Annotated in this window: 24 protein-coding genes and 1 riboswitch; of the genes, 9 read left to right on the top strand and 15 right to left on the bottom strand. The window is 66.8% G+C overall.

Annotated elements, in window-relative coordinates; all coding sequences use genetic code 11:
• Window positions 1-2 precede the first annotated feature (2 nt).
• The 3 genes from cpaB to BVE01S_RS10895 all read right to left on the bottom strand — a co-directional run bounded on the left by cpaB (window position 3) and on the right by BVE01S_RS10895 (window position 1,833).
• Entirely contained in the window at window positions 3-920 is a 918-nt protein-coding gene (gene cpaB, locus BVE01S_RS10905) for a Flp pilus assembly protein CpaB (protein WP_066627464.1), read from the bottom strand.
• Window positions 921-1,038: 118 nt separating this feature from the next.
• Window positions 1,039-1,557 (bottom strand): A24 family peptidase, encoded by a 519-nt coding sequence (locus tag BVE01S_RS10900; RefSeq protein ID WP_066627566.1) that lies wholly within the window; start codon window positions 1,555-1,557, stop codon window positions 1,039-1,041.
• Window positions 1,558-1,656: 99 nt separating this feature from the next.
• Window positions 1,657-1,833 (bottom strand): Flp family type IVb pilin, encoded by a 177-nt coding sequence (locus BVE01S_RS10895; protein ID WP_066627462.1) that lies wholly within the window; start codon window positions 1,831-1,833, stop codon window positions 1,657-1,659.
• A 237-nt stretch (window positions 1,834-2,070) separates the two neighbouring features.
• Between BVE01S_RS10895 and BVE01S_RS10890 the strand changes: the two genes are divergently transcribed.
• The 3 genes from BVE01S_RS10890 to BVE01S_RS10880 are packed head-to-tail and all read left to right on the top strand — an operon-like array spanning window position 2,071 to window position 3,569.
• Entirely contained in the window at window positions 2,071-2,475 is a 405-nt protein-coding gene (locus BVE01S_RS10890) for a pilus assembly protein N-terminal domain-containing protein (RefSeq protein WP_066627460.1), read from the top strand.
• A gap of 9 nt (window positions 2,476-2,484) precedes the next feature.
• The gene (locus tag BVE01S_RS10885; RefSeq protein ID WP_066627458.1) at window positions 2,485-3,024 is read left to right on the top strand and encodes a TadE/TadG family type IV pilus assembly protein; all 540 of its coding nucleotides are present in this window, start codon (window positions 2,485-2,487) and stop codon (window positions 3,022-3,024) included.
• On the top strand, window positions 3,021-3,569 hold the full coding sequence (locus BVE01S_RS10880) for a TadE/TadG family type IV pilus assembly protein (RefSeq protein WP_066627449.1): 549 nt from the start codon (window positions 3,021-3,023) through the stop codon (window positions 3,567-3,569). Before BVE01S_RS10885 ends, BVE01S_RS10880 begins: the two co-directional genes overlap by 4 nt.
• Window positions 3,570-3,571: 2 nt before the next feature.
• On the opposite strand, the gene BVE01S_RS10875 is transcribed toward BVE01S_RS10880, so the two are convergent.
• The 7 genes from BVE01S_RS10875 to BVE01S_RS10845 form a co-directional block, all read right to left on the bottom strand.
• Window positions 3,572-4,879 (bottom strand): anthranilate synthase component I family protein, encoded by a 1,308-nt coding sequence (locus BVE01S_RS10875; protein WP_066627447.1) that lies wholly within the window; start codon window positions 4,877-4,879, stop codon window positions 3,572-3,574.
• On the bottom strand, window positions 4,876-5,655 hold the full coding sequence (locus tag BVE01S_RS10870; protein ID WP_066627444.1) for a tyrosine-protein phosphatase: 780 nt from the start codon (window positions 5,653-5,655) through the stop codon (window positions 4,876-4,878). Before BVE01S_RS10870 ends, BVE01S_RS10875 begins: the two co-directional genes overlap by 4 nt.
• A 21-nt stretch (window positions 5,656-5,676) precedes the next feature.
• A complete protein-coding gene (locus BVE01S_RS10865) occupies window positions 5,677-5,979 on the bottom strand; it encodes a winged helix-turn-helix domain-containing protein (RefSeq protein ID WP_066627442.1) in 303 nt (100 codons plus the stop codon).
• A 2-nt stretch (window positions 5,980-5,981) separates the two neighbouring features.
• Entirely contained in the window at window positions 5,982-6,605 is a 624-nt protein-coding gene (locus BVE01S_RS10860) for a hypothetical protein (RefSeq protein WP_240612149.1), read from the bottom strand.
• A 140-nt stretch (window positions 6,606-6,745) separates the two neighbouring features.
• Window positions 6,746-6,988, bottom strand: coding sequence for a DUF1328 domain-containing protein (locus BVE01S_RS10855; protein ID WP_441441203.1), 243 nt, complete (start codon window positions 6,986-6,988; stop codon window positions 6,746-6,748).
• A gap of 34 nt (window positions 6,989-7,022) precedes the next feature.
• Window positions 7,023-7,433 (bottom strand): hypothetical protein, encoded by a 411-nt coding sequence (locus BVE01S_RS10850; RefSeq protein WP_066627438.1) that lies wholly within the window; start codon window positions 7,431-7,433, stop codon window positions 7,023-7,025.
• Window positions 7,433-7,777, bottom strand: a complete 345-nt coding sequence (locus tag BVE01S_RS10845) for an ElaB/YgaM/YqjD family protein (RefSeq protein WP_017506144.1) — start codon at window positions 7,775-7,777, stop codon at window positions 7,433-7,435. Before BVE01S_RS10845 ends, BVE01S_RS10850 begins: the two co-directional genes overlap by 1 nt.
• 137 nt (window positions 7,778-7,914) lie before the next feature.
• Between BVE01S_RS10845 and BVE01S_RS10840 the strand changes: the two genes are divergently transcribed.
• From BVE01S_RS10840 to BVE01S_RS10830, 3 genes are all read left to right on the top strand, one after another.
• Window positions 7,915-8,583, top strand: coding sequence for a fumarylacetoacetate hydrolase family protein (locus BVE01S_RS10840; protein WP_066627436.1), 669 nt, complete (start codon window positions 7,915-7,917; stop codon window positions 8,581-8,583).
• Window positions 8,580-9,215, top strand: a complete 636-nt coding sequence (maiA, locus tag BVE01S_RS10835) for a maleylacetoacetate isomerase (protein WP_066627434.1) — start codon at window positions 8,580-8,582, stop codon at window positions 9,213-9,215. The genes BVE01S_RS10840 and maiA overlap by 4 nt, the downstream gene beginning before the upstream one ends.
• Before the next feature lie 95 nt (window positions 9,216-9,310).
• Window positions 9,311-10,231, top strand: coding sequence for an aldo/keto reductase (locus tag BVE01S_RS10830; RefSeq protein ID WP_205678582.1), 921 nt, complete (start codon window positions 9,311-9,313; stop codon window positions 10,229-10,231).
• Here BVE01S_RS10830 and BVE01S_RS10825 read toward each other — a convergent pair.
• On the bottom strand, window positions 10,215-12,053 hold the full coding sequence (locus BVE01S_RS10825; protein ID WP_066627430.1) for a TonB-dependent receptor plug domain-containing protein: 1,839 nt from the start codon (window positions 12,051-12,053) through the stop codon (window positions 10,215-10,217). The genes BVE01S_RS10830 and BVE01S_RS10825 overlap by 17 nt on opposite strands.
• A 146-nt stretch (window positions 12,054-12,199) precedes the next feature.
• A riboswitch (cobalamin riboswitch) is annotated at window positions 12,200-12,408 on the bottom strand.
• A 50-nt stretch (window positions 12,409-12,458) separates the two neighbouring features.
• Between BVE01S_RS10825 and mutS the strand changes: the two genes are divergently transcribed.
• Window positions 12,459-15,140 carry a DNA mismatch repair protein MutS gene (gene mutS / locus BVE01S_RS10820; protein ID WP_066627428.1) on the top strand — a complete coding sequence of 894 codons (2,682 nt, stop codon included), beginning with the start codon at window positions 12,459-12,461 and terminating at the stop codon, window positions 15,138-15,140.
• Between the two features lie 60 nt (window positions 15,141-15,200).
• On the opposite strand, the gene lpdA is transcribed toward mutS, so the two are convergent.
• Together lpdA and BVE01S_RS10810 are read right to left on the bottom strand one after the other, a co-directional pair.
• The gene (gene lpdA / locus BVE01S_RS10815) at window positions 15,201-16,607 is read right to left on the bottom strand and encodes a dihydrolipoyl dehydrogenase (RefSeq protein WP_066627425.1); all 1,407 of its coding nucleotides are present in this window, start codon (window positions 16,605-16,607) and stop codon (window positions 15,201-15,203) included.
• A gap of 178 nt (window positions 16,608-16,785) precedes the next feature.
• Window positions 16,786-19,635 carry a TonB-dependent receptor gene (locus BVE01S_RS10810; protein WP_066627421.1) on the bottom strand — a complete coding sequence of 950 codons (2,850 nt, stop codon included), beginning with the start codon at window positions 19,633-19,635 and terminating at the stop codon, window positions 16,786-16,788.
• Between the two features lie 241 nt (window positions 19,636-19,876).
• Between BVE01S_RS10810 and BVE01S_RS10805 the strand changes: the two genes are divergently transcribed.
• Entirely contained in the window at window positions 19,877-20,977 is a 1,101-nt protein-coding gene (locus tag BVE01S_RS10805; protein WP_066627418.1) for a phytase, read from the top strand.
• Window positions 20,978-21,079: 102 nt separating this feature from the next.
• Entirely contained in the window at window positions 21,080-22,546 is a 1,467-nt protein-coding gene (locus BVE01S_RS10800; protein WP_066627415.1) for a serine hydrolase domain-containing protein, read from the top strand.
• Window positions 22,547-22,581: 35 nt separating this feature from the next.
• On the opposite strand, the gene BVE01S_RS10795 is transcribed toward BVE01S_RS10800, so the two are convergent.
• Complete coding sequence (locus BVE01S_RS10795) at window positions 22,582-22,854, bottom strand: HPr family phosphocarrier protein (protein WP_017506134.1); 273 nt, start codon at window positions 22,852-22,854, stop codon at window positions 22,582-22,584.
• Window positions 22,851-23,255: a PTS sugar transporter subunit IIA gene (locus BVE01S_RS10790; protein WP_017506133.1), complete on the bottom strand. Its 405-nt coding sequence runs from the start codon at window positions 23,253-23,255 to the stop codon at window positions 22,851-22,853. Before BVE01S_RS10790 ends, BVE01S_RS10795 begins: the two co-directional genes overlap by 4 nt.
• Between the last annotated feature and the right edge of the window lie 22 nt (window positions 23,256-23,277).

The raw sequence follows: 23,277 nt of genomic DNA, 5'->3' as shown, positions 1-23,277 counted from the left end.
TCTCATGGCACGGCCACCACTTCGGGCGCGCCGCCGCGATAGATGCGCACGGCCTGGGGTTGGGAAACGGCCGCGACAGGGCGGCGTGTGGCGCCGGATGGTCCGGCGGTGTCGGCATACGATCGCAGCGACAGCGACAGTTCGCCCTCGGACTTGGCCTGGGCCAGCAGAACTGAGTCCTGCGGTCGGACTTCCAGGGTCGCGGTGGCGCCCACGACGGCCTGGGCGTCGTCGCCGACGCGGGTCGCCTGGTCGATGGCCAGGACCTTGATGTTCTGTAGCACGACGCCCGAGGCGAACTTGGACTTGGTCGCGCCCTCGACGGCGCCGTCGCGGTTGGTTTCGGCGGTCAGCACCACATCGACGCGGTCGCCCGGCAGGATGAAGCCGCCGGCCGCAGATTCGACCGTCACGGCGATGGCCATGGCCCGCATTCCGGGCTCCAGATAGGCGGCCAGATAGCCGCTATCGCCGGCGCGCACGATCTTGCGCGACACGATCGGCTCTCCGGCCAGAATGGGTTCGCGGACCACCGAGCCGATGTAGTCGGACTTGGCGCCGGTCGTGGCCAGTTCCGTCGCCGCCTTGGTCACGCGGTTCACGGCGTCCGTCGCCTTCTCTGCCGCGCTTTCCGCAGCGGGCTTGGCCGGAACCGGGGTGGAGCCATCGGTGATGAAGACGGGATTGACCTCGTCGACGGGCCAATCTTTCCATTCCAGGTCAGCTTCCACCAGACGCTTGCCGGGTTCCAGATCCTTGGCGGCGACCAGCACCTTGGCCATCGGGCGGACTTCGACGGGAGCGGCGGCGGCGGGTGTCGTGGGCTCGTTCGATGACGACCCCATGGCCCGGACCACCAAGGCCAGACCGATGGCCGAGACGGCGGCGATGCAGATGACGACGATGCGGGCAGGCTTCATCCAGGATGTCTCCAGCAGGCGCTCTGTTTCGGATTCATCCCCCGACGCCTACCGTTAACGATCATGGGCCTTGCGGGTTAACGCTTCCTAAGCGCCGCGAACGCCGGTCAACGGGGTGTCAGCGACCCGAGGCGAAGGTCAGCAGCAGCCCGCTCTCGGGCAGGGCCAGCAGGGCGCCGATGGCGATGGCGACACCGTAAGGAATGTCGCCCTTGGGCTGCATCAGATTGATGACCCAGCCTTGCGACACCGAAGGGGCGACCATCGGAAAATACTGACGCGCGGTCATCAGCAGCAGGCAGAAGGCGCCGCCCGCTATGCCGGTGTAGATCAAAAAGGGCGCGACGCCGCTCATCCCCATCCAAAGACAGCTGGCGGCCAGCAGCTTGGCGTCGCCTCCACCGATCCAGCCGGCGGCGAACATGCCCATGCCGACCAGCAAGGCCGCGAACCCGATGCCGACATGGATAGCGACATCCATCGGCGCGACGCCGATCAGAAAGGCGATGGGGAAGAAGGCTCCGACAAGGGCCAGGGAGATCCAGTTCGGGATCTTCATGGTGATCAGGTCGTGCAGACCCCCGATTATGACCAGGGCCGGAAAGACGCCGAGCAGGGTGAGCAGCAGAGTATCCATGACCGACATCTTGCTCGACAGGACTTAAGGTTGGGTTTCCACCATGCAAAAAGGGCCGGAACTTGCGTCCCGGCCCTTCCCGTAAAGCTCTGGCGAGATTTACTTGCTGGCGTTGTCCAGCGAGGTCGAAACCTTCGTGAAGGTCTGGCTGAGCTTGCCGCTCATCGTGGTCAGCACGGTGATCAGGGCGACGGCGACCAGAGCGGCGATCAGGCCGTATTCGATGGCGGTGGCGCCGGATTCGTCTTTGGCGAAGCGCGAGATGAACTTGGTCATGGGTAGTTCCTTTTTCAAATGGTCTAGCGAGCAACTTGGCGGGGGGAGCCGGTAGCCCGCTTGACCCCCAAACGCAGGATCAAAATGCACGAGGCCCGTTAAATCTGAGTCACGAGGTTTGGTTACGCGCAGATTTACCAAAGAAAATTCTCATATCTGCGCTTCAGCCTTTGTTGAGGATCACGGCTGCATCATGCGCGCGTCCGCGTTTGCACGCGCCACTATCAAGAGCCGCCGATGTCTCGCATCTCGTCCCTTCTGCTCGCCGCCGCCCTCGTCGCCGCCCCCGTCGCCGCCAGCGCCCAGGACGGCGCGCTGAATGTCGAGATCGATCGCTCGGCGCGCGTTCAGCTTCGGGGAGCCGCCGCCTCGATCATCGTCGGCAACCCTCAGATCGCCGATGTCTCGCTGGTGGACGCCAACACCATGTTCATCGTCGGCAAAGGGTATGGCGTCACCGAGGTGGTCGCCGTTGATGGCGTCGGGCGCACCCTGTTTCAGCGTGAAGTGGTCGTGACCGGCGGCTCCACCGGTTCGGTCCGCGTCTGGCGCGGCGCACAGGCGACGGAGATGACCTGCGGCGCATCCTGCTCGGCGAGCACGCGGTCATCTTCGACGACGACCGCGCCGACCGCGCCCTGATCCGACGCCATGGCCCTGTGGACATCATCGAAGTCGCGACGGCCTCGGTCGAGACGAACTCGCGAAGGCGCGGCCGCCGTCGAGTTCGCCATGGTCGCCATCCCTTTCTTCCTGATGATCTTCTCGATCCTGGAGCTGGGCGTGGTCTTCGTGCTGGATTCGGTGCTGGAGACGGCGACCATGGAAAGCGGTCGCCTCATCCGTACAGGCCAGGGCAACACGCAGAAGCTGGATCAGGACAAGTTCAAGGCCCAGATCTGCGACCGGATGGTGGTGTTCAAGTCGGACTGCGCCAATCGCGTGACCGTGGACGTCCGGGTCGTGCCCAAGTTCTCGGCGCCGAACGTGCCGGACCCGATCTCCAACAATGCGATGGACCCGAGCAAGACCACCTACGACGGCGGCAAGGCCGGCGACCTGATTCTGGTTCGCGTCTGGTACGTCCACCCTTTGGTGACGCCGCTCTTGAGCCAGGCCGTATCGCGGGCGGGCAATGGCAAGGTCTTGCTCAGCGCCGCCACCGCCTTCCGCAATGAGCCATGGCAATGAAGCGGTTCACCGTGATGCCATGGCTGCGGCTCCTGGGGCGTGACACGCGCGGCGTCGCCGCCGTGGAATTCGCCTTCCTCGCGCCGATCCTGATCCTGTTCTACTTCAGCATGGTGGAATTCTGTCAGGGCTACATGGCCCTGAAGCGCACCGGCCACGTCTCCTCGATGGTGGCCGATCTCGTTTCCCAAAGCGACAGCATCACCAAGACCGACCTGTCCGACGTCTTCGCCATCGGCGATCTGATCATGGCGCCGTTTTCTGCAACATCGTTGACCCAACGGGTCAGCAGCGTCACGCGCGTGAACTCCACGACCTACAGGGTCGATTGGAGCGTCGGAAAAGGCGTGACGTCCAAGCTCACTGTCGCTGACGCGAAGATTCCGTCCGACATGCTGGAAGAGGGCGAGTCCGTGATCGTCGCCGAGGCCTTCTACGACTACCGCTCGCCCTTCGATCAGGTCGCGCCCTATGTGACCAAGTTCAGCCGCATGTCCTATCTGCGACCGCGCACGGTGGACGTCATCAACTGCACCGGCTGCTGATCTCAGGATCCGATCAGGGCTTGCCGCATGGCTGAAATCTTGGCCTCCGTCTCCGCCTCCTCGGCTGCCGGATCGCTGTCCGCGACGATCCCGGCGCCGGCGAGGGTGCGATATTTCCAGACGCCGTCTTTCCGTTCGAAACCTGCTGTTCGGATCAAGACCGACGCGGTCAGGGCGCCGTCGTCGCCGATGAGGAACAATGACCCGCACCAGGGTCCGCGCGGCGGCTCGTGCGCGGCGATCACCTTCATCGCCTGGTGTTTGGGCGCGCCGGTGATCGAACCGGGCGGAAAGGTCGCCTCCAGCAAGTCGGCCGGACCGACCGCAGACATGGCTTCGCCCGTCACGGTCGAGACCAGATGATGCACCGTCGGATGGTGTTCAACCTCGAAAAGCGCCTCGACCTTGACCGACCCCGGCTGCGACACGCGGGCCAGGTCGTTACGCATGAGGTCCACGATCATCAGGTTCTCGGCGCGATCCTTGGCGCTGCCGCTGAGTTCGTCCGCCATGGCCGCATCCTCTCGAGGCTCTTCCGCCCGCGCGCGCGTGCCCTTGATCGGACGCGCCTCGATGCGGCGACTGGCGGGATCGAAGGCGAGGAACAGTTCGGGGGAGTTCGACACCAGCGCCCGATCCCCGAGCCGCCAATAGGCCCCGAACGGCGACGCGCGCTCCTTTTGCAGCCGCAGGAAGACCTCGAACGGATCGCGGCCGGGGCTCAGCTCCCCGGACCAGGCCCGGGCGATATTGGCCTGGAATAGTTCTCCCTCCCCGATCCGCTCCACCACATCCGCCACGGCGGCGCGATAGGCGCTCGCCGGCGCCTCGGCCTCGAACCGGTCGGCCGGCGCGGACGGGGTCACGACCGGCGCGGCCGTCGCCAGCCAGGTCAGGGCCCGCTCGGCCGCCGCCGTCGCCTGCTCCGCCGTCGCGCCTCTTCCCGTGGCGCACACTGAGCGCTCAAGATGATCGAAGCTCAGCATGGCGGGATAGCGGGCCAGCATCAGATCGGGCCAGACCGTGCCGCGCTGTCCGGTGGCCGGCCGGGCGCCTGCGTCATAGGCAGCCAGACCGACGACGCCCGCGGCGAACACCGGATCACGCAGCACCTCGAACGGCGCGGCGTCATCCACCGGGCCAACCTGCACAACGTCCGGCGCCTGGGCGACGTGAGACCAGCGACCGCCCGGCCCGCCGTCCGACAGCAGGGCCAGCGCGCCGTCGCCACCGCCGAGACCGGCCGCCACCGCGACCGGATCGACCCAAGGCGCGTCGCGCGTGACGGTGTGGCTGAAAACCTCGCTCACGCGGTCAGCCGCTCCACGATCCGATCACGGCGCGCCGCATCGACGCCCAGCGCCTCCTTCAGATAGGCATCCACCGATCCATGCCACGCCTCGACCTCGGCGAGGGCGGCTTCCAGATAGGCGGCCTCGACCCCCAGAAAGGCCACGATCGCGTCGTCCGAGGCCACCCGACCCGTCATCTTGTGCAGTTGTTTGGCGATGCCGGGCGCCCGGCCCGCCAGATCGACGGCGGTGTTGGTCAGCAGATAGTCCTCGACCATATCGTCGCGCGACACGCCCAGCAGATGGTGGGTCAGGGCGGCGAGAAAACCCGTCCGGTCCTTGCCCGCCGCGCAATGGATCACCACCGTCCGGTCCTGATCCGCCAGGGCCTGGAAATAGCGGCCAAACACCTCCTGATGCGATGCGTCGAACGGCAGGGCGCGATAGGTCTGCGTCATGAAGCGCCGCCCGGAGTCCGGCGTCAGGTCGGCGGTCTTCAGAAAGGTGAGGTGCGGCGCCTCGGCCCCGTCGTCCACGCCGCCCTCAATGACCTCCCCGCTGAAGCCTTCAGGCCGACGCGACGGCTGGTCGCGGCGCTCGCCCGGTCGCCGCAGATCGACCACGGCTCCGATGTCCAGCGCCTTCAGCCGCTCCAGATCGGCCTCGCTGGCCCGGGCGTGGTGGGCGGAACGTAGCAGACGGCCGGGCTTCACGCGCCGCCCGGCCGCCGTGGCGTAGTCCCCATAGTCCCGAAAGTTGTCGATGGCCTCGAAGGCGTGAAGGCGGTCGGTCATGACCGCGCTTCTAGCCTATGTTCACCGCTCTGGCAGCAGGCCCGCCATTGCATCCAGATAGGCGACGAAGGCGTCGCGTCCCTGATCGGTCAAACTGGCCTCCGTCAGCGGCTTGCGACCGTTGAAACGCTTGGAGACGGCGACGAACCCCGCCTCTTCCAGCTTTCGCAGATGGACCGACAGATTGCCGTCCGTGGTCTGCAACCGGGTCTTCAGCGTAGTGAAGTCGGCCGACCCGGCGCCGGACAGATAGGCCATGATCCCCAGCCGGATGCGCCCGTGAATGACGTCGTCGATCCGGCTGATGTCGAAGTCGTCGGCCATGCTCAGACCACCTCCGACGGTTCCTGACGCATCAGGACGATGCCCGGGACCAGCGCCACGGCCAACAGGATCACGGCGAAGACCGGATAGATCGTGGCGCTGCCCATGAACCAGGCGACGGCGACCGCGCCGACGTAGGCGGCCAAGGCGGTGTATGACATCCAGCGCGTCCGCGTCATCGCCGCGCCGATCATCCAGGCCGAGCCATAGGCGACCAGGACCACGGTCGGCATCACCGCCATCCAGGACCACTGTCCGGTCTTCAGGGACAAGGCAACCAGCGCCAACCAGGTGACGAAGATGCCGTAACCCACGCCTTCCCACGCCGCGCCGACCGCCTTGTTGCCGGCGGAGTTGACGCCGGGCTTGGTCTTCATGCGACCGATCAGGACCGTCAGGGCGACGGCGAACACCACGCCGGCGACGATCCAGACCCACAGCTGAGACCAAGGATTGAGCCGAACGAGACCCGACTGGATGGCCCATTGGATCAAACTGGTCGTTCCGAACACGATGCCGGCCGTCACCAGGATCGGCCCGGCCAGAAGGGGTGCATGCCGCCCCTCGTGCGCCAGGCTGCGCATATAGGCGATGTCGTCCTGAATGGCTTGGGTCTCGCGGGTCATGATGCTCTCCTCCTCGAACCGTTGAGACAACATCACCCATTTGCTTTGTGTTGTAAAGTTCTTTCTTATTGGGCCGCGCTGTGCATGAAAAAGGGGCGAAGCCTTCGGCTCCGCCCCTCGTTCGACGTTATGTATTTAGCCTAAAGTCGTGGCGCGCCGCGTCCACGCAGTCCGCCGGCCACCAGGGCGATGACGAACAGAATGATAGCGACGACGGCGACGAACTTGGCGATCTCGAACGAGAAGTTCGCAATGCCGCCGAAGCCGAGAACAGCCGCGACGAGGGCCACGACGAGGAAGATAATTGCCCAGCGCATCATGGGTTTAGCTCTCCTGAGTTGATGTTGCCGTCGGCGACCCGGGAGCCGTTCGTCGGTCTGCATCATCAACGCCAGGGTCGCCTGGCCGTTCCATCGCCTATCGACGGCGACGACGCGAATAGCCGCCCTGATCCATCTTGCGATCCGCGACCATGCTGGCGACGATCGCCGCCAAGGCCGGGTTGCGCAGCAGCAGGAAGGCCGCGCCCAGACCGCCCACGGCGCCGACGATCGGACGCTCGCGAACGATGTGAATCACCTTGCCCAAAAGGCCCTCAGGCTCATTTTCCTCTTCGGCGTCGTCGTGCTTGTCGCCCTTCAGGAAGACCAGCGCCACGATCAGGGCGACCAAGGCGAACAGACCAAACGTCACGGCCGCCGCGCCGAGCGGCGTCAGCGTCAGGCTGAGCGCATAGAAGATGGCCACGCCCAGGAAGACGACGGCAAGGAACGCACTGGCGGCGACGACAGCCGTCGCCACCAGTTTTTTGACGATGCCCTTGAACATCAGCGACGGCGGCCGGCCAGCAGCATGCCGAGGATGACGCCGACGCCGAGCGCCACGGCGGTCGATTGCAGCGGACGCTCCTGCACGCGCTCGACGACATAGCGTTGCGCCTCATCGAAGCGTTCGGCCGCGTCGTCATAATATTCGCGACCCTTCACGCGGGCCTCGTCGTAATAGCTGCGGGCCTGCTCGCGAACTTCGTCGCTCTTGGCGCGCAGCTTGGCCTCGGCCTCGGCGGCCTTGTCGCGCAGGCGTTGGGTCTCTTCGCGGGCGCCGGTCTTCAGATCCTCCTTGAGGGTCTTCAGGTCGGCCTTGATATCTTCTCGAGCCTTGGTGGTGGCCATGGTGCGCGCTCCGTTGAAAGCTTGGCGGTAGAATAGAGAACCCCGTGTTGCAACGCCACATGCGCAACGAGGTTCCTTTAGGTGGGTCGGGCGTGCGCCTCTCGCCACGGGCTTTTCGCCGCACTAGAACGGTCGTTATGACCCAATGGCTGTTTGCGCCCCGCCCCGCCCCGTCCTTGCCGATCGTCGGATCGGACCAGCGCTTCCCCGTTCGCCGCATCCTGTGCGTGGGCCAGAACTACGCCGCCCATGCGCGCGAAATGGGGTCGGACCCTGACAAACAGACGCCCTTCTTCTTCACCAAGCCGGGCGACGCCATCGTCTCGGATGGCGCGAACCCATCCTATCCGTCGGCCACCGCGAACCTGCACTACGAGGCCGAACTGGTCGCCGCGATCGGGCCGGGTGAGGATGGCGGCGTGGCTATCGTCGGCTGGGCCGTCGGCTGCGACCTGACCCGCCGCGATCTTCAGGCCGAGGCCAAGACCGCCGGCCGGCCCTGGGACGCCGCCAAGGGGTTCGATCAGTCCGCGCCCTGCGGGCCCATCAGCCTGGGCGACCTGCCGTCGCCCGACGGCGCCATCCGCCTGAGCGTCAATGACGAAACCAGACAGGACAGCGTCCTGAACGACATGATTCTGAACCCCGACCGGATCGTCGCGGCGGCCGCCGCCCTGTGGTCTCTGCAACCCGGGGACCTGATCTTCACCGGCACCCCGTCCGGCGTCGGCCCGGTCAAGCCGGGGGACCGCGTGGTCGTGACCATCGACGGGCTGGAGACGCTCAGCTTCGAGGTGCAGTCATGATCCTGCACGGCTACTGGCGCTCGGGCGCCAGCTACCGCGTTCGCATCGCTCTGAATCTCAAGGGGATCGGCTACGACAACGCCGCGCACGACCTGCGCAAGGGCGACCAGAAGACGCCCGACTATGTGGCGCTGAACCCGCAGGGCATGGTCCCCGCCCTCCAAGACGGCGACTTCGTCCTGACCCAGAGCCCGGCCATTCTGGAATGGCTGGAGGAAACCCACTCCGACCCGGCCCTGCTGCCGAAGGGGACGAACGACCGGGCGACCGTGCGCGCCATGGCCGCGCTGATCGGCTGCGACATTCATCCGCTCAACAATCTGCGCGTGTTGAAGGCCATCCGGTCTGAATTCAAAGCCGATCACGCAGCCGTGGACGCCTGGGCGGCCCGGTGGATCGCTCCGGGCTTCGACGCGCTGGAGGCTCTAGTCGCCCGCCACGGCGCCGGCTGGAGCTTCGGCGACGCCCCGACCCTGGTCGATTGTTATTTGATTCCACAGATGTATTCGGCGCGACGCTTCAACATGGACCTGTCGCCCTGGCCGCGTCTGTTGGCGGTCGAACAGACCGCCTTGGCCCACCCCGCCTTCGCCTCGGCCCACCCGGACTTACAGCCTGACGCCGACGCCTGATTTTCGCCTCAGTGCGCATATCAGCGGTGGATAAGTAGGGTTCGCTTAAGGTCTCGCTCAGCGTCCCTTAAGCATTGGCGATCATAGTGTCGGGCGTGTCGTATTCCCCCGCCACACCTTCGGCGTCGTCGCCCATCCATCGCCTGGCCCTCGCCGTGGTGACCGAGCCCGAGCGCGCGCCCGGCGCCTTCATGAGCGCGCCCTCCGGCGCCCGCGAAGACGCCATGCGTTTTCTGCTGCAAACCGGAGCCGACGCCGGGGTCAAGCTGATCGCCACCCGGCCCGAGGGCGACGGCGAACGCCTGCTGGGTCAGGCCTGGCCCTTCCCCTCGCCTTTCCAGGTTACGGTCCGCACCGTTGCGCTCAGCGAAGGTCTGGACCGGGTCGAGGCCCGCGCTCGCCGTTCGCTGGAGCGGATGGGCCTGCCGCGCGGCGATGTTCTGCTGATTTCCAACGCCGCCGATCTGGCCGGCGCCGAAGGCCGCGCCCTGTGGGATCGCGCCCGCAGCCTGAAGGATCGCGGCCTGTTCCGCCGCATCGGTTTCTGCGCCACGATCGAGGACGGTCCCGCGCTTCTGGCCCGCCGTCTGGAAGCCGACGTGGTCCAGGTGCCGTGCAGCCTGCTGGATCAGCGCGCGGCCCAGGACGGCGTTCTGGAAGCCATCGCCGACACAGGCGCCTCGGTTCATCTGTCTTCGGTTTTCGCCGGCGGCCTGCTGTTTGCAGGCGGCGACGATCTTCCGGCCGAACTGGCCAGTCATGCCCAGGCCCTCTCGCGCACGCGTCGGCGTCTGGCCGAGCAGCGTTGCGATCCGATGCAGGCAGCGCTCGGTTACGCCCTCGCCCTTCCCGGCGTCGACAAGGTCGTGGCCAGCGTCGCCTCCGCCGCCGAACTGCGCGCCATCCTGGCCGCCGCCCACGCTCCCTGTCCCAATCTGGACTGGGCGGCTCTGGCGCTCGAGGCGCCGGCGGCCTTCACCGCCGACGCCCGCGCCCGGATCAGTAGCGCAGCCTGATCCCGACGTAGCCGGACCGTCCCGGCTCGCCGTATCCGAACACCTGCTGATAGTGTTCGTCGCCCAGGTTCTCGATCCGCGCCGTCAGGGTGACCTTGTCGCTCAGTTCAAAGGCCGCGTTCAGATTGGCGGTGACGAAACCGTCGCGCGCCACGGTCGAGAAGCCGTTCGAATCGTCCTGATCGCCTTCCGCCCGCACCGTCAGCGCGCCGGACAGACGGTCGCCCGTCCAGCCCAGGGTCGCCGAACCGGCGTGTTCCGGCACGCGCAGCAGGCGCGCGCCCGTCGTGCGGTCCGTCGCGTCGGTCCAGGCATAGGCCAGGGTCAGGTCGAACCCGCCGCCCAGCAGGGCGCGGCCTTCCAGCTCGAACCCGTCCGAACGGGTCTTGGCGACGTTGATGTAGCGGCCAGCCGTATAGGTGATCTGGTCCTCGACGTTCAGGCGATAAAGGGTCGCCCGCCCATCGAACCGACCGTCGGCCGAGGCCCAGCCCAGGGCGATCTCGACGCTGTCGGCCGTTTCCGGCTTCAGCTCGGGATAGGGCCGCGGCGCAAAGCAGAAGTCGCAGACCGCCTGGCTGACCGTCGGCGACTTGAAGCCCGTGCCGTAGGCGCCCGACAGGATGAAGCCACCGGCCAGGTCATAGGCCGCCGACACCCGCCCCGTCGTCTTGGAGCCGAAATCGTCGGTGTCGTCGTAACGCAGTCCGCCGGTCAGATTCAGCGCGCCGACATCGTATTGCGCCACGCCGAACACCGAGGTGATCGACAGATCGCGCGACAGGCCCGACGACAGGGCCGCCGAGGTTTCGTTGCGTTCGACGCCGAACGCATAGTCGATATCCTGCGCCTGGCCGTTCGCCTGCCAGCGATACGCCTGACGGTCGCCGGTGAAGGTGGAGCCGGAGCCGGAGCCGCCGCTGACCGAACTGCGATCCAGATCCGACGCCGAAACGCTGAACTGGTGCGTCAGGCCGAACGCCTTGGCCGTCACCCGACCAAAGCCTGACCATTGCTCGCTCTTCTGGGTGTCGTTCGTATCACCGAACACATAGCTATCCGGCGGAACAAAGTAATAGCCGTCGATATCGGCCTTGGACTTGTTCCAGCGCACCGATCCATCGACCTTGACTGCATCGGACAGGACATACCGCCCCTTGGCGCCGAGCGTCGTGCTGCGGAAGCCGTCGGCCTCGGTGTTGCCATCAGCCTCGTCCGCCGCCGAAATGCCGTCGGTGTCGAAGCGCGAGGCATAGGCGCTGAAGGCGTAGGTCTCGTTGGCGACGCCCGCCGACACGCGGCCGCGCACGGTGTCGAAACTGCCGGCCTCGGCCTCAGCGCGCAGGCCGTCGATCTCTTGCGTCGTGAAGGAAATCACCCCGCCGATGGCGTCGGATCCCCACAGCGACGACTGCGGGCCGCTCAGCACTTCGATGCGCGCGATGTCGGCCAGTTCGAAGCTGGAGAAGTCATAGGCGCCGTTCGGTTCGGCCGCGTCATTGACCGGCGCGCCGTCGACCAGGACCAGGGTCTTGCCGGGCGTCGCACCGCGCATCCGCACCTGGGCCACGCCGCCAAAGGCGCCCGAGCGCGTCACCGACAGACCCGGCACATCGGCTAGGATGTCGGCGGCGAAGATCGCGCCGCGCTGCTCGATGGTCTTGGCGTCGATGACGCGGGCGCCGGGCGTGTCGGCGACGATGGCCGGGATGCGGGTGGCGGTGACGATCACCTCGTCCAGCTGGGTCGCGTCCTCGGCAAAGGCAGGCGCGGCGAAGGCGGCCGCGATCGCCGCCGTCGAAAGAAGAATGGAACGCTTCATTGAGCGATACCCCCGTGTTCGGTCCCGCGAATGCGCGCGAGAGACCGTCATGAGCGAACCGACCCGCCAGACCGCTTAGGCGTCTGGACGGCGCAAGGTCGGGTCGCTTCCACGGAGAAACCGCGCTGCTGTCTGGTCCCGGACAGGAGCGAGCGACGTCGGCGGCCAGGTCTCCTGGCTTGCGGGTCGTAAACCGCCGTCCTCGCCTTCCCAGTCTCCCAGTGGCGCCGGGATCGAAACCCCGGACGGACGACGCTCTCGCCGCCTACAGTTGCGGGCACAGCCACGGCGTCACACCGTGTTCCCTTAACCGCCTGACCCGGCCTATCGCAGGGCCGACAAGCCTGTGCAAGAGCCGGTCAACGGCCTTGAGCCGCCGGGCGCGATCCGTCACCCTGTGGCCACATGAACGCGCCCGTCTCTCATCCCCCGGAAATCGCCGCCTCGCTGGAAGGCGCGACGCCGTTCATGGCTCAATATCTGACGACCAAGGCGGGCCAGCCGGACGCCATCCTCTTCTTCCGCATGGGCGATTTCTACGAGCTGTTCTTCAAGGACGCCGAGGTCGCGGCGGCGGCGCTCGGCATCACCCTGACCAAGCGCGGCAAGCATCAGGGCGAGGACATCCCTATGGCCGGCGTGCCGGTCCATGCGATGGAGGGCTATCTCGCCCGCCTGATCCGCATCGGCCACAAGGTCGCCATCTGCGAACAGCTGGAAGACCCCGCCGAGGCCAAGAAGCGCGGCGGCAAGGCCGTGGTGCATCGCGGCGTGGTCCGGGTCGTCACCCCCGGCACCCTGACCGAAGACAGCCTGCTGGACGCGCGCGGCGCCAACCGTCTGGCGGCGGTCGCGGTGCGTAAAGGTCGCGCGGCCGTCGCCGTGGTCGAACTGTCGTCGGGCGCGGTCGACAGCGTCGCCTGTTCTATCGAAGACCTGGGCGCGGCGCTCGCCGCCTTCCGCCCGTCCGAAGTCCTGGTCACCGACCGGATGTATTCGGACGAGACCACCCGCGACGCCTTGGACGGCTCGGGCGGCGTGGTCCAGGCGCTGGCCGGCGCCATCGCCGAACCCCAGGCCGCGGGCGCCCGCGTCGAACGCCTGTACGGCGTCTCGGCGCTCGACGGCTTCGGCGCCTTCGAAGAGGCCGAGGTCTCGGCCCTGGGTCTGATCGCCGCCTATCTGGAGACGACCCAGGCCGGCAAGGTCCCCGCCCTGGCCCCGCCGCGCCGCCTGGGCGAAAGCGGCTTTCTGGCCATCGACCCGGCGACCCGCGCCAGCCTTGAGATCGACCGCACCCAGCGCGGCGAGCGTGAGGGCAGTTTGCTCGCCTGCATCGACCGCAGCGTCACCTCGGGCGGCGCGCGCGCCCTGGCCGAACGGATCGCCCGGCCCCTGCGCGATCCCCTGGCCATCAACGAACAGCTCGACGCCGTCGAATGGCTCTTGGAGCGTCGCGACCTGCGTCGCGATCTGCGCGACGCGCTGAAGGCCTCCTCCGACATCGCCCGCGCCGTCGGGCGATTGGCGCTGGGTCGCGGCGGCCCGCGCGACCTGGCCGCCGTGCGCACCGGCCTGTCGATCGCCGAGGGCGTCGCCGGCCTGTTTGTGGGCCAGGTCGATCCTCTGACCGGCCAGCCGCGCCGCATCGCCTCGGCGCTGGACCGCCTAACCCTGTCGCCCGACGTTTCGCGGCTCAAGGCCGACCTGATCGAAGGCCTGGTGGACGAGCCGTCCCATCTGGCGCGCGACGGCGGCTATGTGCGCCCCGACTATCGCCCCGAACTGGACGCCGCCCGCACCCTGCGCGACGACAGCCGCCGCGTCGTCGCCGATCTGGAGGCCCGCGCCGTCGTCGAGTCCGGCGTGCCGTTCAAGATCAAGCACAACGCCGTGCTGGGCTATTTCCTCGAAACCAGCGCCAAGGCGGCCGAAGCCTTGCTCCGCGCCGGGCCCGACAGCCCTTTCATCCATCGCCAGACCCTGGCGAACCAGATCCGCTTCACCACTGTCGAACTGTCGGAGCTGGACGCCAAGATCAGCCAGGCCGGCCACCGGGCGCTCGCCATCGAAGCCGAGACCTTCGAGGGCTGGCGACGCGAGGCCGCCCGCCTGGCCCAGCCGCTGCAGGCCGTCGCCGAGGCGCTCGCCGAACTGGACGCCCACGCCGCCCTCGCCGAATGGGCCCAGGAAGTCGGCGCGACCCGCCCCATCGTGGACGACACCCTGACCTTCTGCGTCGAGGCCGGCCGCCACCCCGTCGTGGAGGCGGCGGTCAAGGCAGGCGGCGATCCCTACACCCCAAACAACGCCCGGCTGGACGGGTCGGGTCAGGACGGATCGCGCCTGGCCATCGTCACCGGCCCGAACATGGCCGGTAAATCGACCTTCCTTCGCCAGAACGCGCTTCTGGTGATCCTGGCCCAGGCCGGCGCCTTCGTGCCTGCCCGTTCAATGCGGCTGGGCGTGGTGGACCGGCTGTTCAGCCGCGTCGGCGCCGGCGACGACCTGGCGCGCGGCCGCTCCACCTTCATGATGGAGATGGTCGAGACCGCCGCCATCCTGACCCAGGCCACGCCGAAGAGCTTCGTCGTTCTGGACGAGATCGGGCGCGGCACCGCCACCTATGACGGTCTGGCAATCGCCTGGGCCACGGCCGAGGCCCTGCACGAGACCAACCGGGCGCGCACCCTGTTCGCCACCCACTATCACGAACTGGCCCAGCTGGAGACGCGGCTGGACCACGTCTGCAACCTGTCCATGGTCGCGCGCGAATGGAACGGCGAACTGGTCTTCCTGCACGAGGCGGCGCCCGGCGCGGCCGACCGCTCCTACGGCGTCCAGGTCGCGAAACTGGCCGGCGTTCCCGGCGCCGTCGTCGCCCGCGCCCGCTCGGTGCTCAACCGGCTGGAGGGCGAAAAGGCCGCCGCCGCCCGACTGGACGACCTGCCCCTGTTCGCCGTCGCCGAGCCGGAACCGATACGCGGCCCCTCCCCCGTGGAACTGGCCCTGCGTGGCGTGGACCCCGACGAACTGACCCCCCGCGAGGCGCTGGAGGCGCTCTATCGGCTGAAGGGTCTGGCCTGATGTGACGAAAGCCCGGACGTCGCCGTCCGGGCCCTGCTTGAAGTCGCGATCCGTTTCGGATCAGGCCTGCATCATCCAGCCTTCGACATCCATGGCCGCCTGACGGACGGCTTCCGAACGGGTCGGGTGGGCGTGGCAGGTGCGGGCGATGTCTTCCGACGCGCCGCCGAAGCTCATGGTGATGGCGGCCTCGTGGATCATCTCGCCGGCCTGCGGGCCCATGATGTGGACGCCCAGCACCTTGTCGGTCGCCGCGTCGGCCAGAACCTTCACGAAGCCGTCGGTCTCGTGATTGATCTTGGCGCGGCTGTTGGCGGTGAAGGGGAATTTGCCCTTCTTGTACTGAACGCCGGCCGCCTTCAGCTGGTCCTCGGTCTGACCGACCCAGGCCACTTCGGGGAAGGTGTAGACGACGCTGGGCACCAGGGCATAGTCCACGTGGCCATACTTGCCGGCGATGGTGTCGATCACGGCGACCGCGTCTTCTTCCGCCTTGTGGGCCAGCATCGGACCGTGGGTCACGTCGCCGATCACCCAGACGCCATCCGCCACCTTAAAGTGGTCATGATCGATGAAGCCGCGCTTGTCCGGCGTCACGCCGACGCTGTCCAGGCCCAGACCGTCCGTGTACGGACGACGACCGATGGCGACCAGCACCACATCGCCCTTGATCGTCTCGGCGGCGCCGCCGGCTGACGGCTCGACGGTCAGTTCCACCCCGTCCTTGCCCGACTTGGCGCCGGTGACCTTGGCGCCCAGTTTGAAGCTCATGCCCTGTTTGGTCAGGGTGCGCTGGAAGGCGGTGGCGACCTCGGTGTCCATGCCGGGCGTGATGCGGTCCAGGAACTCGACCACCGTGACCTCGGCGCCCAGACGGCGCCAGACCGAACCCAGCTCCAGGCCGATAATCCCGGCGCCGACCACGATCAGCTTCCTGGGCACGGCCGGCAGCGACAGGGCGCCGGTGGAATCGATGACTTTGCCGTCTTCAAAGGCGACGCCCGGCAGCGGGGTCGGCTCCGAGCCGGTGGCGATGACGATGTTCTTGGCGTCCAGCGTCTGGACCGAACCGTCGGCGGCGGTCACCTCGACCTTACCCTTCCCGACGATCTTGCCCTTGCCCTTGATCCAGTCGGCCTTGTTCTTCTTGAACAGGAACTCGATCCCCTTGGTCAGGGCGGTGACGCTGTCGTCCTTGGCCTTGTGCATCTGGTCCAGGTGCAGCTTGGGCTGGACCTCGATGCCGATCTTGGCGAACTCGGTATTAGCGGCGTTCCACAGTTCCGACGCATGCAGCAGAGCCTTGGACGGCATGCAGCCGACGTTCAGGCAGGTGCCGCCCAGCGTCGAACGCATCTCCACGCAGGCGACCTTCAGGCCCAGCTGGCCGGCGCGGATCGCGGCGTTATAGCCGCCAGGGCCTCCGCCGATGATGACGACGTCGTAGGCGGCGGTGGCTTCGGCCATGGTATCCTCTGGTCTTCTGGCGCGCGGGGAAAGGCGCGCGGACACTAGCGCCGACCCCGCACGGGTCAACCGCTGGACCCCATATGGGGCCGCGTTTCGACCAATTGCAGAGGGTCAGACGACGAAAAAGGGCCGAGCGTCGCCGCCCGGCCCCTTCGATCATGTCTCACCGGCGCGCTCAGAGCTTGAAGCGCACGCCCAGGAAGACGTTGTAGCCGAACTTCTCGTACTCGTAGGTCCGCTCCTTGACGCCGTAATAGCGGACGCCCGCGCTGTCGGTCAGGTTCTTGGCCTCGCCGAACACTTCCACCCCATTGCCGAAGTCGTAGCTGGCGGTGAAGTCCAGTTGACCGCGACCTTCGACGTAGAGGTCCTTGCCGGGATTGGTCGCGTCGATCGCCTCCAGGAATTCGCTACGATGCGTGTAGGAGACGCGCGCGCTGAAGCCGTACCGTTCGTAGAACAGGGCGGCGTTATAGGTCTCGTCCGACTGACCCGGCAGCACGAAGGTGTCGCGACCGGCGAAGGCGCGGCTGGTTTTGATCTCCGCATCCGTCAGGGTGTAGTTGGCGAAGACGCCGAAGCCCGACGCCCAGCCCGGCAGGAAGTCGAACGTCTGCTGCCAGTTGAACTCAATGCCGGCGATATGGCCGTCGCGGGCGTTGCGGGCCTCGGTGACCTGGGCGACCGTGGTGGTCGGGGTAACATAGGGCACGCCGTCCGTCACCAGGGTGAAGCGGTAGTTCGACAGGTCCTTGTAGAAGGCGTTGGCCGAAATGACGCCCAGCGGCCGCAGATAGTATTCCAGTCCCGCATCGATGTTGTTCGACAGGGTCGGCTTCAGATCGGGATTGCCGCGCGTCACTGTCGTGCGGCCGCTGTCGGTGGTTTCCAGAACCCGCGGAACGATGTCGGTATAGTCCGGGCGCGAAATGGCGCGGGTCAGGGCGAAACGGCCGACCAGCTGATCGCTGAAGCTGTGGCGCAGCGTCAGGTTCGGGAAGAAGTCGGTCTGGTCGCGCTCGACCTTGACCAGGCTCTGGGCGCCCGACAGGGCCACGCTGGTCGCCGACCCTTCGAAGTCGGTCTTCTCGACACGCAGGCCGACCAGCACATTGGTCGCGCCGATATCGAACCGGGCCTGGCCATAACCCGCCAGAATATCTTCCTGCGCCGTATAGTCGGCGGTGATCGACTGCGGAATGCGGCGCACGCCGGCGGCCGGGTCGGGATTGGTCGAGCCGGCCCGGACCCGATCGAAATAGTCGGTCACCAGACCCGCATCGAACTTGAAGCCCAGATTGTAGTCGTAGTTCTGGGACGGACGATCGCTCAGCAGCGCCGCCAGGGCGCCGGAGCTGGCGGCCGCGCTGCGGTCGCGGAACCGCTCTTCATCGGCCGTAACGTCGCGGGTGCTGTATTTGGCGCCGAACTTCAGCTCGACTTCGCGGCCGCCGATGACGGTGGGCAGCGACAGATTGGTCTTGAACGCCACATCGTCCTGCTCGGTCGTGTTCGAGCGGAAGGTGTTTTCCCGGAAGCTGTAGTTGTTGGCGTTCAGATAGAAGCCCGTGGGATCGCTGAAGGCCGAATAGGTCGGCTGATAATGGTCGGCCGTGTTATAGGACAGGGTCGTCGCGCTGGAGCGATAGACCAGCTCGTCGCGATGCGGATAGGTCTGTTTGCTGTTGGCGAACGACAGGGCGCCGTCCCAGACCGCCCCATTGCCGAACGTCTGCTCGCCGCCCAGCACCAGGGTGGAGATGTCGTTCTCCTGGGTGCGGTGACGCAGCTGCTTGTAGATGCGGGCGTTGGTGAAGGTCGCGCTGGTGTCGGTCGAGCCCGGCTGGAGCGTTCCGTCGCTGTAGGTGAAGTTCAGCGTGTTGCGGAACTCGTCGTCGCGGAACTGGGCATAGGAGCCCTTGACCCACAGACGGATCGCGTCGCTCGGCCGCCATTCAAGCGCGCCGGTGACGGCCTTGCGGGTCCGTTCGGTCTCGTAGTCCTTGAACAGAGTGTTCTCCAGACCCCAGATCTGGCCGCCGCCCTGCGCGGCGTTGCGGTTGATCAGAACCCAGCCGTTTTCGACGTTGTCCGGCCGGCGGTTGGTTTCGGAATAGCTGACCGACACCAGGGCGCCGAAGGTCTGATCCGGGCCGAAGACGTTGGACGCCGTGGCGCCCGCGCGTGTGTCCGAACCACCGTAGTCGTTGTAGCTGCCACCCGCATAGCCGCTGACGGCCAAGCGGCGCTTGTCGAAGGGCGAGCGGGTCTTGATGTCCACGGCCCCGGCGATGGAATCGGCGTCCTGGGCGGGCGTCAGGGTCTTGGACACCTCGACGCTGGAGACGATGTCCGAAGGCAGGGTGTCCAGATCGACCGCGCGGGTCGTCGGCGACACGGCCGGGATGGCGACCCCGTCCACCGACACGGCGGTGAAGGCGGCCGGCGCGCCGCGTACATTGATGTAGCGGCCTTCGCCCTGGTCGCGCTGGATGGCGATGCCCTGAACGCGTTGAAGCGATTCCGCCACATTGGGGTCGGGATAACGACCGATGGCGTCGGCCGACAGGACGTTGACCGTGCCGTCGGCGTTCTTCTGCTGGTTCAGCGAGCGGGCGACGCCATCGGTGATGACGCCGGTCACGATCACGTCGGCCACGTCCGTCGCCGATTGCGCGCCCAGGACGATGGCGACATTGGCGTCTTCGCCCGGCGTCGTCACGACCGTCTGGCTGGTCGAGGGCAGGCCCAGATAGTTGACCTCAAGCACCATAGAGCCGCTGGCGGTCGGCAGGGTGAACTCGCCCTGGGTGTTGGTCACAGCCCGCTGGCCCGTGCCGCGCACCAGAACCTCGGCCCCCGGCAGCGGCGCGCCGGCGGCGTTGGTCACGCGGCCATAGATCACGTCCCCGGCGACGGCGGCCGAGGCTGCGACCACGGCGGCGTCATCGGCATGGGCGGGCAGTGCGAACGGCGCCAGGATCATCGGCGCCATCGCGGCGCCCATCAGCAGGTTCAGTTTCATGTCAGGTCCCCTTCGGCGAGCGACGTTTCGCTTCAGCCGATGGAGGGGCCGCTTAACCTTTGGGGGCGACGCGACCGCGACGATTCCACGACGCCCAGTTCGCGGTTTTCCGACGGAAAGGCGACGCTTGATCCCTTGACGGAACATCAGTCATCGAACCGACGCCGAACCGTCACGCCCGCGCCGTTGACCCACACGCGGCTTGGTCACAGGGACGCGTCCAGATCGTCCGGAGACCGACATGCGCCCTTCCCTCGCCCGCTCGCTGACCGCCTGCGCCGCCTTGGCTCTGCTCGCGGCCTGCGCCACGCATGAGGTCGATTATCAGGGCGAGGGCGCAGGCTTCGTCGGTCCGGGCGCCCCGGTTATGGCCGTGCTGGAAACCCCGTCGGTCGGCACGGCGGGTCAGGACGCCGCCGACGACCCCGCCGTATGGGCCAGCGCTTCGCCGGTCATGATCATGGGTCAACAAACCTCCGGCTTCGTCGCCGGCACGGACAAGAAGTCCGGCCTCTACATCTACGGCTTGGACGGCCAGATTCTGCAGTTCCTGCCCGAGGGTCTGCTGAACAACGTCGATGTGGTCGAGGGCCTCTCAGTCGGCGGGCGTCCGCAGGTGGTGCTGGGCGCCAGCGACCGCACGCCGGGCAAGACCGGCATCTCCCTCTACACCTTCGACCCGGCCGGGACGGGCCAGAACGGCGTGCGCTATTGGGGCGCGGTCGCCACCGACGTGGTCGAACCCTACGGCTTCTGCTTTGCGCGGCGCGGAGCCGAGGTTCACGCCATCCTGGTCGGCCATGAGGGCGAGTTGCGCCAGTTCATCCTGGGCGTGGACGCCGCCGGCCGGCCCACGGCGCGTCTGGTCCGCACCGCCGAGATCGGAACCATCTCCGAAGGCTGCGCCGCCGACGAAGCCACCGACGCCCTCTATATCAACGAGGAGAACGTCGGCCTGTGGCGCTATGGCCTGAACCCGGCCTCGGGCGCGGCCCGCACCCTGATCCAACCCATCGCCAAGGACATCCTGGTCGCCGACGCCGAAGGCCTGACCACGATCGCCGACGCCTCGGGCCGCTACCTGATCGCCTCCAGCCAGGGCGACTCCACCTTCCCCGTCTGGCGCATCGACGGCGCGGCGCCCGAATACAAGGGCCGCTTCAAGATCGTGGACGGCGCGGTTGACGGCGTCACCGGCACCGACGGCCTGGCGGCCGCCAGCGGTCAAGTCGGCCCCTTCCCCGACGGCCTTGTCGTTATCCAGGATGACGTCAACGACGTGGGAACCCAGAACTTCAAATACGTCGACTGGCGCGACATCCGACGGGCGCTGGGGCTTTAGTTCACAGCGCCGTCGCTTCCTGCCCAAAATCGATACTGGCTCCCGCCAAGCTGTCTGAAGATTAACTTGCTCGCTGTCAGGCGAAATGGCTCAGCATGCGCCATGCGCATTCTGACCCTGCTCATCTCCCTCGTTCTTGCGGCGAGCCCAGCCATGGCTTGCGCTGCCCAATCCAGCCCCCTTCCGGCGCGTCTTGCCGAGACGACGGACGCCTTCGTGCGAAATCGCGGCTTCAACGGCGTTGTGCTGCTCGCCAATGCAGACGGAGTGATCCTGCGTCAGGCAAGCGGCGTATCTTCCCTGGAACTCGGCGCCAAGCTTGAGTCCGACGATGTCTTTCGCGTCGGTTCCTTGACCAAGCCGCTGACGGCCGTGCTGGTCCTGTCGCTGGTCAAGGACGGGATGCTTAGGTTGGATGGGTCGCTGGGCGATTACCTTCCGGAGCTCTATGCTGGCACGCCGGCGGCGGCCATCACCGTTGAACAACTGCTGTCGCACACGTCCGGCATCAAGGATGTGCCGGCGAACTACAACGATCCGTTCTGGCGGACATCGGCGCGTCAGACCTTCGCGCCCGAGGCGTTTGCGAAAGCCTTTATCCCGCCGGAGATCACCGATCCTCCCGGAAAATGGCGCTACAACAATAACGGCTTTTATCTTCTCGGATTGATCGTCGAGAAGGTGACCGGAACCGCCTATGCCGACGCCCTTCGACAGCGTGTGTTGATCCCCGCCGGCATGACCCACAGCGGCGTGTTCGACGGGACAACGATCATTCCGCGTCTGGCGCGCGGTTATGCCCGCTCGGACGCTGGCGCAATGATCCTGCCGATGATGGTGGACCCGACGGTCAGCTACTCGGCGGCGGCCGTCTATTCCAACGCTATCGACCTTCTCGCATTCAGCCGAGCCTTGGAGGACGACCGGCTGATACCCTTGGCGCTCAGGACGCAAATGTTCACCGACAGAGGCCACGAATACGGTTTGGGTTGGGGCGTGGAGCAATGGCCGACGACCAACGGCGACAAGATGCCGGTCCAGATCCACACCGGCAGCATTCCCGGCTACCAGAGCGTCCTCGTGCGCGCCGACGATGGCACGGTGGTCATTGTGATGAACAACTTCTGGCAGGGCCTGACGACAATCGAGCTCGGCCGAGCGCTTTTTGCTGTCGCGCACGGCGCCGAAGCCATCACGCCAGAACGCCAGCTGGGCGATCTTCTCACCTCTATGGCGGCGCGCAACGACATCGCCGCCATGCAGTCGGCCTACCGCTCGTTGCCCACGGTGGGACCGGACGCCTACGACCTCAGTGAAGGGGCGTTGAACAGCCTCGGCTACGGCCTTCTCCGAAAAGGCTTCAAAGATCCGGCGATCCGCGTATTCGAATGGAATGCTGAAGCCCACCCTCGGTCAGCCAATGTCCATGACAGCCTTGGGGAAGCCTACCTAACCGCAGGCCGCCGTGAAGACGCGCGGCGCAGCTACGAGACCGCGCTTCGGCTCGATCCGACCAGCGCGAGCGCAAAATCCGCACTCGCCGCCATACAAACAGCGGACGCCAAATAGCCTATAAGGTCAGCGCTTCAGGCCGCGACCTCGGTCTACTGATCCTCGTCGAACTTGCGCGCGACCAGGTCGGTCAGGGCTTCCATGGCCTCTTCGGCGTCAGGACCTTCGGCGGAGACGTCGATGCTGCAGCCGATGCCGGCGCCCAGCATCAGCAGGCCCATGATCGAGCGGGCGTCCACCGTCACGCCGTCGCGGGTGACGTGGATCTCGCTTTCGAAGCTGGAGGCCAGTTTGACGAACTTGGCCGAGGCGCGGGCGTGCAGGCCGCGCGTATTGCAGATGTTCAGGGTCGCGGTGACGGTCATTTTTCGCCTGCGAGCACCCAGGACGCGACGGAGATGTATTTGCGACCGGCGTCCTGCGCATGGGCCACGCAGGATTCCAGCGTCTCGCGCCCGCGCACGCTGGCCAGTTTGATCAGCATGGGCAGGTTCAGCCCGGCGATGACCTCGGCGCGGGTCTGTTCCATCACCGAGATGGCCAGGTTCGACGGCGTGCCGCCGAACATGTCGGTCAGCAGGATGACCCCTTCGCCGTCGTCCACGGCCGCGGCCGCGTCCACGATGTCGCGACGCCGACGCTCCATGTCGTCGTCGGGGCCGATGCAGATGGCCGCGACGCCGCGCTGCGGGCCCACCACATGCTCCATGGCGGAGAGAAACTCGGACGCCAACCCGCCGTGGGTGACGATCACCAGACCGATCATGAGGACTTCACTCGCATCCCGC

It is taken from the genome of Brevundimonas vesicularis NBRC 12165 (genome assembly GCF_001592205.1).
In the GTDB taxonomy this organism is placed as follows: Bacteria; Pseudomonadota; Alphaproteobacteria; order Caulobacterales; family Caulobacteraceae; genus Brevundimonas; species Brevundimonas vesicularis.
Note: the sequence above shows the minus strand (reverse complement) of the source record. Positions and strands in the feature narration are given on the sequence as shown.